Here is a 14,630-nt window from a genome sequence, read left to right on the forward strand (position 1 = left end):
GCATCGCTTCTGAAATTACCTGCTGGTGTCTTTGCGCACTTTGCGATCATTGGGTGGGTGTTTTGTTCTGGAGGCTGAATTGGTTTCTTCTGTGCGCCATAACTGTATAAATCTATTTTAATATCTTTTTTGAAAATTCATAGATTGTGCCAATTGGAGAATCCTTTTGCTTGCGCCCTTGCCGCCAAAAACCTTCCTCTGTCCACCCCTTGGAGACAAACTGCGCACCCCCTCTAATATTTTCCTCTTCTCCGCCCCCACCAGCACATTCCACCCTCCCTCCAGCGTCTCCACCCATTCAGTATTCTCCCGCAGCGTGATGCATGGCACTCCGAGCACATACGCCTCCTTCTGGATCCCCCCTGAATCGGTCAGTATCTTCCCGGCATTTGCCATCAGCCTCAGCATATCCAGATATCCCAGAGGCTTGATCAGCTTCACATTCTCAGGCATCAGCAGCCCATATTCCCTCAGGTATTTCTCAGTCCTGGGATGCACAGGGAACACCACAACCCTCCCTGCCTCACGCAGCGCCCCGATGATATTCGTCATGTTCTCCCTGCTGTCTGTATTACCCGGACGGTGTACTGTGATCACAAGATACTTACCCTTCTCAAGCGCAAGCTCCTCGATTATCCCGGATTTCTTCTCAGCTATCTTCAGATTATACTCAAGCGCATCCACCATCACATCCCCCACCAGATGCACGCCTGCTGTAATACCTTCATTTGCCAGATTATCCACCGCAGTCTGCGTAGGGCAAAACAACAGGTCAGATGTATGGTCTGTCAGTACCCTGTTGATCTCCTCGGGCATGCTCCTGTCAAAACTGCGCAATCCCGCCTCCACATGCGCCACCTTTATATGGAGCTTCGCCGCAGCCAGCGCGCCTGCAAGGGTGGAGTTGGTGTCGCCGTAGACTATGACCAGATCCGGCTTCTCTTTCATGAGCACCTTTTCTATCTCGATGAGAATTTTTCCAGTCTGCTCACCGTGGCTGCCTGAGCCGATGCCCAGATTGTAATCAGGTTTCGGGATATTTAGCTCCTCAAAAAATATATCCGACATCTCATGATCATAGTGTTGCCCCGTATGCACCAGTATCTCCTCATGCTCCTTTCGCAGTTCGCGGGACAGCGGCGCGCACTTGATGAACTGGGGGCGGGCGCCAACGATAGAGATGAGCTTCATGTTCTGCTCTTAGATATAACGCGGGATATATAAATAGGGCGCTTTTGGACATGCGAGGATTTTTGGGCTCGTGGTTGCCCCGGTTCTTGCAGGGGGCCACAACTCGGGGCGTTCATAAACCGAGACTTCGGTTTACGCAGTGTTGGGGTATGCGAAGCATACCCCTCGTTTGATAAAACTTTCATAAGTTTTTTCATCTGCGGTTAATATTTTTCAGACCGGAGGTTATTTGGGATTTCTACTGGCGCGCCTGGACTGTTGGAAGATATGGGCAATGTTTTCTACATCAAGTCATATCTTCAATTAGATGCTTCTTGGTTTATTTTTTCACGTATCCATGAGCCGATCAGCTTATCATAGCTCTTTTTTTTCTTCTGGGCTATTTTATTAAGCTTTGCAGAAAGATCGCTATCTATCTCCAGCATTATCCTGCGTTTAGCAAGATGAACTTCGATTTCAACCGGCTCTGTGTCTTCTATATACTCTGCGAAACTGTGGCTATCCCAGTAGTCAGCCGCTTCTTCCAGCGATTTGAAATCTGGTGTTTTTTTTGTCATAATTTTAAATATATTGATTTTTCCTTAGTATCCATTTCTCGTGCGCTTATTATTAATGCTTCGTTTGTTCTCTTGAAGATGAAGACTACGAATAACAGACGGTTTGCATCTGTGCTGCCAAGAGCATAATATATATTTTCTTTAACATAATTTCCTGCTGGACCACGCCTGAACTTTGGTTTATTCTTAAAAACATCTTCAACTTCGGTTACAGTAACATTATGCTTATAGCGTATTTTTTCAACAATCTCATCAAGCCAGATTATCCTATCAATCCTTATTTATATCACCATCCATTCCCAAAAAGGCTTCTTCCATATTACACCTGTTGGTCTCTTCAGGTATCATTCTGTCAAAACTGCGCACTCCTGCCATCACATACCCAGCTTTTATACAAGGTTGGATGCTGCCAGCACGCCTGTTAGCGTTGAGTTTGTCTCGCCTAACACAAGCGCCATATCATGTTCTTCTTTTAAAAGCACCCTTTCAATTTCGATGAGCATCCTGCCCCGTGTGCACCATCACCTTCCCATGCTCCTTTCGCAGTTCGCGGGACAGCGGCGCGCATTTGATGAACTGGGGCGGGCGCCAACGATGGAGATGAGCTTCATGTTCTGCTCTTAGATATGACGCGGGATATATAAATAGGGCGCTTTTGGACATGCGGAGGCTGGTGGTTGCGCCCTCCCGAGGCGCGACTCGGGGCGTTCATCTGCAGTAAATTGTCGCCCGCATCGCACATAAATTCAAAAATCATAAAAAACCATATCCAATTGGATAAATATATTAAGGTTATTCCGCTTCTGCAAGTTGACCATGAAGCAACTCGTTTGCAAGATAATTGACAGAAACCCCTTTTTTCCTCGCCAATTCCTGAAGCAATTCTGCTGTTCTGGAATCCAATTCTATTAGATAATGTCTTTTCTGAATGTCGACCTTAATTTCCACATCTTCAAATTCATCCAGGTAGTCTGCGCTGTTATGGGTATCCCAGAACTCGGCAGCTTCTTCGTATGTTTTAAACTCTTCCGGTATTTTCTTAACTTTTTTTGGCATTGTAGTATTTCCGCTCTTGAACTGTCATATCTCTTGCAGATATTATGAGTGCTATCATAGGTGATTTATAAATGAATACTATAAAAAGATACCGCCCTGAATGAGTTCGACCATATGCAACATAAATATCTTCTCCTTTCACTCTACCTCGCTGTGCGCGGCGAAATAAACCATTTGAGAGCAAGGCGTCTTCGACTTCCTCGCCGGTAACATTATGCTTCACCTCTATCTTTGATGTGAACTTTTCAATCCAGATGATCTCTTTCAACCACATGACATGCCACAGCCTGATTAGAACGGTGTTTCTTTCAGTCGCAGTGCTGCCCCGTATGCACCAGTACCTCCTCATGCTCCTTTCGCAGTTCCCGGGACAGCGGCGCGCACTTGATGAACTGGGGGCGGGCGCCCACGATGGAGATGAGCTTCATGTTCTGCTCTTAGATATGACGTGGGATATATAAATAGGGCGCTTTTGGACACGCGGAGACTGGTGGTTGCACCCTCCCGAGGCGCGACTCGGGGCGTTCATCTGCGGTTTGTTATTTGCGCTATCGGTTGCCCTTTTTGCCTATCGGCGCGCCGAACTGTTAAACATTTTAAGCATAGTCCAATCTTTCCTCCTGTGCCCGCCCGGCTGTATTCTCAATGCTCCTTCAACAATTCTCGGACAGCGGTACGCACTTGATGAACCACCTTACCGGGAAGATGGAAACGCGTAGACCAATGACGTTGACCATTGCAGAGCAACACAACAAAAACGGCCCGGAAAGGATTAGTCGTGAACTCAACGATTTAACCATAGGCTCGATACGTTATTACCGCCGAAGAGCGGCGCATGCACAAGGTCTGGGGTCGCAACCCCGGCGCGGCAAATGTTTTACAAAGATGTTCTTGCTTGCTTCGCAAAATCAAAAATGATGCAATCGGACCATTTGCCTCTCCACATCACTCAACTATGCACGCGGATTATCATCATAATATTTATACAATATTTATAGCGATGACTATAAATCGTAAAGAGGTGTAATGGGTTTTAGCGGATTAAGGTGGAGCTTTCATGCATTCGAAGTAAGGGAGATTAATATGTATAAAAAGTATAACAATTTATTGCGGTCTGTTTTAACATTTTTGGTTTTATTTCCGATTTTAATGATAGTAATGTCGATACCTGCTCAGGCTCCTGGTCAAGGTATAAAACTGAACATAGATCCACATGATACCTTCGTTAATTCTTCGAAGGATGAATATCATGCTACCATGAATACAGAAAGCGCCCCTCATGGCGGATTTTTTTTCCTGAATCTAACAATTCCAAAGGGTTATAATTTCACTCTCCCACAGTCGGGCAAGACAATCGCCAAATACACTTGGTTTAAAATGATGAATGACCCTAAAGTTATAGTAATTATAATTTCAAACAATACTGTAATAGAAACCGTTGATATAAGATTTTCAACCGATTCCGGTCGTACTTACAGAACCAAGAGAGGTCTACCTATAACGAACATGGTCATCGGTACTACTTCTCTCAAGTTTACCAAGCCTAGTTCTATCAGCGCTGGTTACCTTAACCTTTCTCTCGGAGGGATACCAGGTCCCATACTGAGCCATGAAAAGGCTACAGTAGATGTGGCTAAAGGCACGCTCAAGAACCCCAGTATCGCTGGCAAGTATACTTGGTTGCTCGAAGCAAAGAATAGCCCTACAGGCACGGCATTCACTGCGTCTGATGTTGTGGTGGTTAGAAAAAAGTAAATTAAGAACTCAATAAAATCTCTTCTACCCTGCCCATGGACGGTCATTGAATTACACCTTGTTTTCCACAAAGTTCCCTGCCAGATTGCTCTCTATGAAACCCACGCCGCCGGTAGTCGCAAGCCAGATGCTGGCATTGTGCGCGCCCCAGCTATCCTGAAGAGGAGTTTAGAGCTATTCCTCTCTCAAAAAACCATCATCCATCTCATATTAGTATTCCTGTCCCGTGTGCACCAGCACCTCCCCATGCTCCTTTCGCAGTTCGCGGGACAGCGGCGCGCACTTGATGAACTGGGGGCGGGCGCCGACGAGAGAGACGATTTTCATCATTCTATCGCCAATTTAAAGCAATCAAACACTATATCCGCATCATCTGGCTTTATGAACCTTAAACCCATGCTCTCAATCTCCTCTTGAGTAAACAGCTCATCGTAAGCGTACACTTTCAAACCCTTTTTCATCAGCAGTTTCACAAGAGCCAGGTTCATGCTGTTAATCAGTTCTTTAATCCCCTCCCTGTACGTTATCCCCCTGACGCATATTTTTACTTCCCCTAATGATTTATTGATCCTCAAACATTTCAGGATGATCCTCTCAGCCCAGTAATTTATCATCTGGTCGTTTATCTCTCTTGAAGTTCTCAATAAACTACCATAATCATATTTAGTTCTCCGCTCCATTTCCTTGATCAAAAACCACGGGTAAAATGGGATGCAGTGTCCGCCAACTCCAGTAGACGGCAGGTGGATGTTGCAGTATTGGTGATTTGCATATTCCCTAGCTTCATAAAAATCAATGCCCAGTTCACCGGCGATCTTGAACAGCTCATTTGCCAGGGCGATATTCACATCCCTGTAACATCCTTCAATGACCTTAATAAACTCCGCAACCCTTGCAGATGATACTAAATGCAGGTTCGGGATAAACGTATTGTAAACTTCAAACGCTATTTTCCCGCTTTTCTCGTCCACGCCACCGATGACCTTTGGGAACTCCCTTAACCTGGAAATGCTGTATCCGGTCATAATTCTCTCAGGAGAATACGCAAGATAAAAATCACCAAATTTCAGGCTGCTTTCCTCTTCCAGCCAACCTTTAACACTTGTCTCGGTAATCAATGGCGGGACTGTGGTTTCTAAAACAACGCAATCGCCCTTTTTCAAAATCTTTCCTATATTTCTGAAAGCATTCTCCAAAATATCATAATCAGGGATGTGATTTTCATCGATAAATAACGGAACGATAACAATAAAAAAATTAGAATCCTTTGCGTCTTTATATTCTGCCGTTGCGATTAAATTTTTTCCGCCATGTTTTGTGATCAATTCGTCTAAACCCTGTTCATCAGGGATTGGATTTATACCCCTGTTAATAAGACCACATTTTCTCTCATCTATATCCACACCAGTAACTTCAAATCCGCTGTCCGCAATCACGCTTGCGAGAGGCAATCCAGCCTTCCCCAGACCGATCACTGCTATTCTATGCATTGTTCACCACTCTTTCATAATTTTGACTATTTTCCCGCATTCACATTTATAAACGACCTCGTCCTCTCCATCATCCATGATTTCACTCAATCTTTTCCCGCAATAGCAAACAGAACCTCTCATCCGGGCAGGATTTCCAAAAACCAGACTGAATGGAGGTACATCTTTTGTAACAACGCTTCCTGCGCCGACCATAGCGTACTCTCCAACCGTCACCCCGCAAATAATGGTTGCATTAGCACCTATGCTTGAGCCTTTTTTTACAATTGTAGGAACTATCCGCTCTTCTCCCCAGATAGATGCCCTTGGATACAGGTCATTTGTAAAAACAGCAGAGGGACCGATGAAAACATCATCTTTTATTTCAACGCCCCTGTATATCGATGCAAAATTCTGGATTTTTACATTATCTCCTATTTTGACTTCTGCATCAACATAAACACTCTTTCCTATATTGCAGTTCTTTCCAATTATAGCATGTTCTCTGATGTGTACAAAATGCCATATTTTGGATCCTTCTCCAATTTCAACGCTTTCTACTATTGCCGTAGGGTGTTTATAATAGTTCATTCAAAGCCCGTTTTTATCTTTTCGCATATCCTGAGATTATTTAAAGCCTGCTCAGGCGTAACAGGGAACTCTGTGTTCTTTTTTACACAATCAATAAATGTTCTCAATTCAACTTTCAATGGTTCCACCTTATTGACCAGAACCTTCTCAATAATGTTCTCCTGCGTATACTTCTCTCTATCTATACCATACTTTTCTGGTTTCCAGTAGGTATAAATTTCCTGAGCCATAAAATCCCCTTCTATAGTGAAATTTTCATCTTCAATATAAATTGTCCTTATTTTTTTACAGGCTCTTCTGCTTGCAGAAATAGAGGCAATGGAACCACCGAACACGACCATGGCTTTGCAGACATCGGCAGTTCCGCCACTGTAAATTTTATAACTATCATTATTAAATAAAACATTAAATACAATATCTATATCGTGTATCATCAAATCCTCAACCACGGAACTATCGGTTACTCTTGACGATAAAGGATTATGCCTCCTCAATTCAACGAAAAAGGGATTTACAATCATTTTTTTGATTTCATTTATAATTGGATTAAAACGCTCAATCTGCCCCACGCCAACGATCAGATTTTTGTTTTTCAGGATATTTAATAATTTTTCTCCTTCTTCAACAGATATTGTCACTGGTTTTTCTATCAGGCAAGGGACGTTTTTTTCAATAGCCGCTTTTGCGACTTCCAGATGGTATTTAGTTGGAACGCAGATGCTTACAGCCTCGACATAATCCAGCAATTCATCCACAGAATCGCAAACAATGAACCCGAGTTTCCTCATCTCATTGACATTATTCTTATTCAGGTCAAAAACATAAATATCTTCGACCCCTTTGAACTCGGAATATACCCTGGCATGGTTTCTCCCCATCGTTCCTGTTCCAATGATACCAATTTTCATTCGAATTCCTCAAAATTATTTATAGTATCTGCAATATATTTTAAATCTTCTTCTGTTAGCGCCGGATGTACAGGCAAACTTAAAACCGTGTTTGCTAATTCCCCTGCAACCGGGCATTTAACATTTTTATCAGTATAGCCCAATTCCTGATATAGCGGTTGCTTAAAAATAGGTAGTGGATAATGGACTGCGCATCCGATGCCATTGTCGGTCAGATATTTGATAAACTCTTCACGGTCTATTGAATCTCTATCGATTATTACTACATACTGGTGATAAACATGCTTAACGCTGTTATCCTTATGCGGCGTGATTATTCCATCTGCTTTTATGTGTTTATTTAGATACTCTGCGTTATGTATCCTTTTTCCGTTAAATCCATCCAATTTTTTAAGCTGAACTATGCCGATCGCCGCCTGTATATCTGTCATGCGGTAATTATATCCTAATACTGTATGAAAATATTTTGAACTTTGCCCGTGGTTCCTGAGTAACCTGGATGACCCCGAAACCTCATCATTATCTGTTGTTATTATGCCTCCTTCCCCAGTCGTGATGTTCTTTGTGGGATAAAATGAAAAACATCCGGTACCAAAACTTCCGACCTTCTTTCCCTGATACTCTGCGCCGTGAGCCTGCGCGCAGTCTTCGACCAGCAGTAATTTATGGTCTTCACAAATCTCCTGTATGGCTTTTACATCGAATGGATGCCCAAACAGATGCACCCCGATTATTGCTTTGGTTTTTGCGGTTATTTTATTTAAAACATCCGCTGGATTAATATTAAAAGTCCGCTCATCCACGTCAGCAAAAACGGGTTTAGCTTTCTGGTAGAGGATCGAGTTTGCAGTAGCTATAAAGGTAAAAGGTGTAGTTATGACTTCGTCACCCTCTTTGATTCCTAAAGCCTTCAGAGCAACATCCAAAGCAACAGTGCCATTGCTAACCGCAATAGCATTTTTCACCCCGATATAATCTGAAAAAAGATTCTCGAATTCATTGACAGCCTTTCCTTGTGCAAGCATCCCTGATTTTAACACTTCTTCAATGGCTTTCAGTTCTTCATCAGTTGTAATTGGTCTTGCTATTGGAATATGTCTCTTCATATTAATCCTGTTATATCATACCGGCATTCCACGTCTCGAAAGCCCAATAATAACCCCAGCCGCCGATATCACCGCGGTCGCAAGCCCCATATCTTTCGAGGACATCGTTCGTGCCGCCACTATCCGGAACAAGAGACCGAAGAACGCTGCGAACGCCGAGTTCAGCATCATGGCGATGGGGTTGCAGTAGAGAGGGGCGCGGTAGTATTTTTTGAGGCTGTTAGGCATGTTATTGGAGTAAATAACTCCTGAAAAGTATTTAAAGATAGGTTTGTTTGGGGATTGTCAGTTTTTCCCGAATCAAATTTCTTCCCCCCGGTTTCTACCAGTACCGTTCTGTCATCGTGGATTCGCCACCTTTGTTCCTGCTCTGAAATTGCAGCCTTCTCCGATGATGCTGTCCCCGACATAGCTCGAATGCCCGATGTGTGTTCCTTTCATAAAATGATCCATCCATCTTCAAGGTCAACCCTGGCGCCGTCGAGGGTATTAATTTCACCAAGATTATGCAAATCAATCTTTTACATAAAAAACAATAGGGTGGAAAACTATTATAGCGTCAAGTTAATAGCTAACAAACTATATTAAAAACATACTATGCCGAGGTGGCAGAGCGGACTAACGCGGCAGGCTCGAGACCTGTTTTACCTTTTGGTAAGCTAGGGTTCAAATCCCTACCTCGGCGCTTAAATTTTTGTTAAGCGCCTTATTTAGTACACTTTCACCAGTACTTACCTCCTGGATTATATTCTCGAAAAGAATGTGGTGATAGACTATGGACATCTATGATTTAAAGAGGAAATTGATTAGGTCAGACCCCCGAATTTCCCGACTGCAGTTCTTGTTGCCGATACAATAACTACGTTATTCATTTTTCTCACCTATTTCATCATAAATACTATATTACTAGTCCGCCATCAACACAAAGAACTGCACCATTAATGAACTTCGCCTCATCTGAAGCAAGATACAAATATGCATACGCAACATCCTTTGCGTCTCCCAGTCTGCGCAATGGAGTTTTTTCTTTCATCATTTCAAGAATTTTTTCAGGTACATTTGAGGTCATCGGAGTCATTATAAATCCTGGGGCTACTGCATTGACCCTTATCCCTTTTTTTCCGAGTTCCTTTGCCAGAGTCTTTGTCATGCCAATCAGACCGGCTTTGGTTGCAGCATAATTGACCTGACCGACATTGCCGTTGAGCCCTACGATCGAAGATGTATTGATAATTACCCCATTACCCTGGTTCATCATGACTTCAACAACAGCCTGGGTGCAGTTAAAAACTCCTTTAAGATTGACGTTGATAACCTTATCCCACTGTTCCTCAGTCATTTTTGATAAAAAGGCATCCTGAACAATGCCTGCATTATTTACCAAAACGTCTATTTTACCATATTTTTCCAGAGTGATTTTAACCATCTGTTTTGTTTGTTCCCTGTTGGATACATCCAGTTTAACAAAAAATCCCTCTCCATTTTTCTTGATCTCTTCTACTGTCTCCTCGCCAGCCCTTTCATTCATATCGGCTACAACAACTATGGCTCCTTCTTTTGCAAACAGGAGCGCAGTCTCTTTACCAATACCGCTTCCTGCTCCTGTAATAACTGCAACTTTGTTTTCAAGTCTCATTTTATCTTCACTCCTATTTCCCGACTCTTTCTTTTTTGTTCAATCTTCTTTTCTCCATCCACGAGTGACCTCGGCCTCAACCACTCAGCAATCCTGGGGCAGACCTCTTTCTGGGATTTGGAGCCCACAAATATTCCTATATGACCGGTCGGGAAGACCAGAGTCTCTTTATCCGAACTTGATACTGCATCCATCAGAGGTTTACTTGCATCATTGGGAACGAGGTGGTCAAATTCTGCCATTACATTAAGAAGCGGCATGGTTATATTTTTTAAATTAATTTTCTTACCATCGAGCATCATCTCATTCTTGATAAGTAGGTTCTTCTGATAGCAGTCTTTGAAGAACTGCCTGAAGGTCTCACCCGCCTGGTCAGGACTGTCGAATATCCATTTCTCCATTCTCAAAAAGTTCCTGACAGTTTCTTCGTTGCGAAGCTTGCATGCAGCATCACAAGGTTCATTTTCCATTCGCTCAAATAGACCTACATATTTATCGATCATAAGCCTGAATGGGTCTGTGAGCAAGAATCCCGAATTCAGGAAATCCCCGGGCACTATTCCGTAGTAATCCACAATCCTGTCCACGTCCAGGCTCTTTGCCCAGAGATGAAGAAGTCCTTTATCTGTGTCAAAGTTCACAGGAGCCACCAAAGCAACCAGGTTTTTCAGTTTTTCAGGATGAAGTGCGGCGTACATCACAGAAAAAGTCCCTCCCTGGCATACGCCGAGCAGCGTTATCTTATCCAATCCTGACCCTTCTCTGATCCTATCCACAGCATTATTTATATAACCATTCACATAATCATCAATTGTAAGATATCTGTCTGCGCCTGATGGATATCCCCAGTCAATGACATAGACATCAAAACCTTCATCCAGCAGCTTCTTTATAACACTTTTATCAGGCTGGAGGTCAAGAATGTAGTACCTGTTCACAAGCGCGTACACTACGAGTACTGGAACTGTATATGGTTTTTCCACGGTTGGGATATAATGGAGAAGTCTCATCTTATCTTCGGTATAAATGATCTCTGAAGGCGTTGTTCCAACGGAAAAATCAGGTGGACTCAGGAAAAGCTCCATCCCCAGTTTGAATTTCTTAAAATCTTCTATTAAAATAAGCTCGTTCATGTTTGTTTTCTCCTTCAAAAAAAGAAAGAATCAGTTTGTCTCTGGTCGTTCTTTGATCTGGCTGGTTAATTCCTTTACAGTTTTCTTAAGAGAATACAACTCTTTGTTTATCTCATCGATTTCTTTCTTCGTTGGGAGATTCATTGGTTTCAAATAATTCTCTTCAAGCATCTCACGGTTGTATTTTTGGTACTCCATGAAGTATGACATGAATTTCCCTGTGTCCTCCGAAAAGTGACCTGATTTCAGGAATTCCTTAAAGGTCTCACTATATGTTTCGATCCAGATCCTGTAAAAATCTTTATACTTCTCAGGGCTGATTTCTCCATCCATCTCGGTCGCAGTCTTCTCATGCATTCTGCGCATTGCTTCCATGAATACACCCTGGAGATTGACATTGGAATCCATCCAGGTCGTATAAAGGTTAACAAAGTTTGAGAAACCCTTCATCAATTTTTCGGATTTCTCACGCGTTGGACCCAGGGCAGGCATTTCGATTAGCCTGCCATAGGTAGCTTCGTATGCCTTTAACCCCATGTCAAAAAATTCCTGGGTGGATTCAAAACTGGATTTTTCCATACTCATGTTGTATGCTTTCCCGGATACGCTGACGCTGAATGAACACCCGACTTCACCCACATCTTGGATATGCTGGTGAATACGTCTGCATATATCTTTGCTGCATTTTTTACAGGCTCCAGAATCTCTTTAAACGGGCTGACTGTAGGCGTGTTCTCAAAGAAGTTGTCAAATGCCTTTTCATACGTTTGTGCCCAGAGATTATAAAATTCTTTATTTGTCTCCGGATCTGCGCTCTGTTCTGATAGTTCCTTGGCTTTCTGTGACAGTTTTTCAAGGGTTGCTATCCAGGACTTGTAGAGGTTCAGATTAACGTTTGCACTCCGCAGGAAATACTCCAGTACTTCCTTTGAAGGCCGCATTGACTGGGCATCAAATAACCTGCCATAGGTCTCCTGATAGGTATTCATCCATAAGGTATAAAATTCCTTATAAGCTTCAGGGCTCGCATTCCCCCGGGAGATCTCTGCTGATTTCGCAGAAAGCTTCAGCATCGAGTCGATATAAGGCACGTATAGCTTTGCGTATGAATCTTTCCATAGTTTTGATATCTGCTCAAATGTCTCTGAATAGAAATCCGGTACTCCTGTGATGTTCTCAAAGATCTCTTTCATATTTTGCCGCAATGGCAGAGTAAGAAGCTCGTCGAGCATTTTTCCATATGATTTGATCCACATCTCATAGACTCCTTTATATTTTGCAGGATCTGCTTCGCCCTGGAGTACTTCGCGGGTAGCCCTGGAATTCTCCTCTAATTCCGCGATCCATGACCTGTAGATTTTATTCGATTCCTCTGCGCTACTCAAGAGTTTCTCAAATGTTTCCTTGTTTGACTCCAGCGTCGGGATTTCATAAAATTTTCCGAAGCTGTTCTGTGACGTTTTCATCCATTCACCATAAAATTCCTTAAATTTTTCTGGTGTAGCATCTTTTGAGAGTTCAAACGCTTTCCCGAACAACGCTTCTGTGGATTCGAACCAGGGCTTGTATAGTTTTAAGTAGGAATCCTCCCACATTTTTGAAACTGCTGTGTAGCTGTCTTCGCAAGTCTTGAAAATATCCTTTTTCTCTTCGTGTATATCTTTTCTTTCTTCAGTTTTTCTAACCATATTATTCATCTCTTATATTTAGTCCCCATATTTAAATGCGGGGTCTTTATTTATTCTCAACCAGTCCAGTAGGAATGAATCTCACTCCCAACAACTTTTTGATATCAAGCAACGGTATGTGATAATCTTTAGATACATAAAATTCAGCCTTGACCAAGGCTTCATTTTCGTTCACACCTGCATGCATGAATGCCATCTTTCTTTTTGAAATTGCTGTCAATACATCAAATATATCCATGTGTTAACAACCTACCCCTGGGTTTTGTCCAACATTTCTTCTAATATTTCGTCGGTACTTAGCAGGTATCTTGCTCTTTCCATGTTTATCTCATCAACCATCTTCCATGAAGACCAGTTATGGATGAGTACTTTTTTGGGAAGATATCTCATGAAAACAGGAACAGACCCTATTGTCTTCTCTATATCTTCAAGCGTATCTTCATGTAACACATCAAGGTTGATATTGGAATAGATATAATTTCCATTTCCCACATCCACCGCGATGTCAGCAAACGGCCCTTCATGATCAATTTGCTGGACGATACCTTCCGGTACATTTATTTCTTTAAATTCCATTTAATTCACCTACTATCCTGAACCCAGTAGAAAAGTTCTGCTGTTTTTTGGGTTCTAATTATTCACAACCCCGCAACCTTAACATATCGGGCTATTTACTAACGGTCACCATCACATATATAGTTATACTATCATATATAATTTTTTTTAAATATTAATGATTGCATTTATGATTAATCATTACATTGTGTATTCTTATGCAATGAGCTATTAATTATATCCAAATACTCTTCTCTTAAGGAATACACAATAGGTATTTTATAAGATTCTTTGACCGCATGTAGGATACCAAGCTTTGAATGAATATAACCCAGAATTGAGGCAACTGCTCTATAGGAAACCTTGAATTTCTTATTGAGTTCCTGATATAACAGGTCTACTGTTACCTTCTTTACTTTAAGTAGAATATTAATTATGAACTTCCTAAGCCCATCGATATCCAATTCCAGATAAACCTCAAGGCGCCTCACTATTCTTAATTTTAGTTTCTCCATAGTATCTCCATATAACACATCAAGATTGACATTGGAATAGATATGATCTCTATTTCCCACATCAACTGCGATGTCAGCAAATGCCCCGTCATGATCAATTTGCTGGACGATACCCTCTGGTACATTTATTTCTTTAAATTCCATTTAATTCACATCTGATTAGTCCCCTGAATTAATTCAGAGGTCTTTCCTGAACCCATTAGAAAAGTTCTGTTGAATTTTGGGTTCTAATGCTCACAACCCGGCTGTGGGACAGAATTAAGTCGGGTACAAGTTTAGCAAATTGTGCCAGACGCCAGTGCAAAATAAAGCAGTTTCAATTCTATCATCCCTTTTTTGTCCCACCGTCCATCCAAAACACCTCTTATCCGCTGAAAATCCAGATTCAGAATTATTTCGGAGAAAATATTGTCCAAGGTAAATAATCGTATTATCTATAAACTCCTCCATTGTATCCTTCCACTTCCATG

General features: G+C 42.1%; 17 protein-coding genes, 1 tRNA gene and 1 pseudogene. 3 read left to right on the plus strand and 16 right to left on the minus strand.

Features of this window, described 5'->3' with window-relative positions; translation table 11 throughout:
• Positions 1 to 117: 117 nt before the first annotated feature.
• The 3 genes from wecB to O8C68_06820 form a co-directional block, all read right to left on the minus strand.
• Positions 118 to 1,191, minus strand: a complete 1,074-nt coding sequence (gene wecB, locus O8C68_06810) for a UDP-N-acetylglucosamine 2-epimerase (non-hydrolyzing) (protein ID MCZ7395513.1) — start codon at positions 1,189 to 1,191, stop codon at positions 118 to 120.
• Between the two features lie 299 nt (positions 1,192 to 1,490).
• The gene (locus O8C68_06815) at positions 1,491 to 1,748 is read right to left on the minus strand and encodes a CopG family antitoxin (protein MCZ7395514.1); all 258 of its coding nucleotides are present in this window, start codon (positions 1,746 to 1,748) and stop codon (positions 1,491 to 1,493) included.
• A 792-nt stretch (positions 1,749 to 2,540) separates the two neighbouring features.
• Positions 2,541 to 2,804 carry a CopG family antitoxin gene (locus tag O8C68_06820; protein MCZ7395515.1) on the minus strand — a complete coding sequence of 88 codons (264 nt, stop codon included), beginning with the start codon at positions 2,802 to 2,804 and terminating at the stop codon, positions 2,541 to 2,543.
• Between the two features lie 254 nt (positions 2,805 to 3,058).
• Here O8C68_06820 and O8C68_06825 point away from each other — a divergent pair, with 254 nt between their 5' ends.
• Together O8C68_06825 and O8C68_06830 are read left to right on the plus strand one after the other, a co-directional pair.
• Positions 3,059 to 3,265, plus strand: a complete 207-nt coding sequence (locus O8C68_06825) for a hypothetical protein (protein ID MCZ7395516.1) — start codon at positions 3,059 to 3,061, stop codon at positions 3,263 to 3,265.
• A 565-nt stretch (positions 3,266 to 3,830) separates the two neighbouring features.
• On the plus strand, positions 3,831 to 4,559 hold the full coding sequence (locus tag O8C68_06830) for a hypothetical protein (protein MCZ7395517.1): 729 nt from the start codon (positions 3,831 to 3,833) through the stop codon (positions 4,557 to 4,559).
• A 326-nt stretch (positions 4,560 to 4,885) separates the two neighbouring features.
• Here the strand turns inward: O8C68_06830 and O8C68_06835 are convergent, their stop codons facing one another.
• The 5 genes and pseudogenes from O8C68_06835 to O8C68_06855 all read right to left on the minus strand — a co-directional run bounded on the left by O8C68_06835 (position 4,886) and on the right by O8C68_06855 (position 9,074).
• Positions 4,886 to 6,049 (minus strand): nucleotide sugar dehydrogenase, encoded by a 1,164-nt coding sequence (locus O8C68_06835; protein ID MCZ7395518.1) that lies wholly within the window; start codon positions 6,047 to 6,049, stop codon positions 4,886 to 4,888.
• 3 nt (positions 6,050 to 6,052) lie between these two features.
• The gene (locus O8C68_06840) at positions 6,053 to 6,619 is read right to left on the minus strand and encodes an acyltransferase (protein MCZ7395519.1); all 567 of its coding nucleotides are present in this window, start codon (positions 6,617 to 6,619) and stop codon (positions 6,053 to 6,055) included.
• Positions 6,616 to 7,527 carry a Gfo/Idh/MocA family oxidoreductase gene (locus O8C68_06845; protein ID MCZ7395520.1) on the minus strand — a complete coding sequence of 304 codons (912 nt, stop codon included), beginning with the start codon at positions 7,525 to 7,527 and terminating at the stop codon, positions 6,616 to 6,618. The genes O8C68_06840 and O8C68_06845 overlap by 4 nt, the downstream gene beginning before the upstream one ends.
• Positions 7,524 to 8,633: a DegT/DnrJ/EryC1/StrS family aminotransferase gene (locus O8C68_06850; GenBank protein ID MCZ7395521.1), complete on the minus strand. Its 1,110-nt coding sequence runs from the start codon at positions 8,631 to 8,633 to the stop codon at positions 7,524 to 7,526. The genes O8C68_06845 and O8C68_06850 overlap by 4 nt, the downstream gene beginning before the upstream one ends.
• Positions 8,634 to 8,923: 290 nt before the next feature.
• Positions 8,924 to 9,074: pseudogene (locus O8C68_06855) on the minus strand (glucose-1-phosphate thymidylyltransferase).
• Positions 9,075 to 9,232: 158 nt separating this feature from the next.
• Here O8C68_06855 and O8C68_06860 point away from each other — a divergent pair.
• A tRNA-Ser gene (locus O8C68_06860) sits at positions 9,233 to 9,318 on the plus strand.
• A gap of 213 nt (positions 9,319 to 9,531) precedes the next feature.
• On the opposite strand, the gene fabG is transcribed toward O8C68_06860, so the two are convergent.
• The 8 genes from fabG to O8C68_06900 all read right to left on the minus strand — a co-directional run.
• A complete protein-coding gene (fabG, locus tag O8C68_06865; GenBank protein MCZ7395522.1) occupies positions 9,532 to 10,269 on the minus strand; it encodes a 3-oxoacyl-ACP reductase FabG in 738 nt (245 codons plus the stop codon).
• A complete protein-coding gene (phaC, locus tag O8C68_06870; protein MCZ7395523.1) occupies positions 10,266 to 11,402 on the minus strand; it encodes a class III poly(R)-hydroxyalkanoic acid synthase subunit PhaC in 1,137 nt (378 codons plus the stop codon). Before phaC ends, fabG begins: the two co-directional genes overlap by 4 nt.
• 30 nt (positions 11,403 to 11,432) lie before the next feature.
• A complete protein-coding gene (locus O8C68_06875) occupies positions 11,433 to 11,987 on the minus strand; it encodes a hypothetical protein (GenBank protein ID MCZ7395524.1) in 555 nt (184 codons plus the stop codon).
• Positions 11,984 to 13,090, minus strand: coding sequence for a hypothetical protein (locus O8C68_06880; protein ID MCZ7395525.1), 1,107 nt, complete (start codon positions 13,088 to 13,090; stop codon positions 11,984 to 11,986). The genes O8C68_06875 and O8C68_06880 overlap by 4 nt, the downstream gene beginning before the upstream one ends.
• A 46-nt stretch (positions 13,091 to 13,136) precedes the next feature.
• On the minus strand, positions 13,137 to 13,328 hold the full coding sequence (locus tag O8C68_06885) for a hypothetical protein (protein ID MCZ7395526.1): 192 nt from the start codon (positions 13,326 to 13,328) through the stop codon (positions 13,137 to 13,139).
• Positions 13,329 to 13,339: 11 nt separating this feature from the next.
• Positions 13,340 to 13,666, minus strand: coding sequence for a hypothetical protein (locus O8C68_06890; GenBank protein MCZ7395527.1), 327 nt, complete (start codon positions 13,664 to 13,666; stop codon positions 13,340 to 13,342).
• A gap of 173 nt (positions 13,667 to 13,839) precedes the next feature.
• A complete protein-coding gene (locus tag O8C68_06895) occupies positions 13,840 to 14,160 on the minus strand; it encodes a DUF2551 domain-containing protein (protein MCZ7395528.1) in 321 nt (106 codons plus the stop codon).
• A 258-nt stretch (positions 14,161 to 14,418) separates the two neighbouring features.
• Positions 14,419 to 14,630, minus strand: a 212-nt coding sequence (locus O8C68_06900) for an ISNCY family transposase (GenBank protein ID MCZ7395529.1), incomplete at its 5' end; no start/stop codon positions are given.

This window comes from Candidatus Methanoperedens sp. (genome assembly GCA_027460525.1).
Lineage (GTDB): Archaea > Halobacteriota > Methanosarcinia > Methanosarcinales > Methanoperedenaceae > Methanoperedens.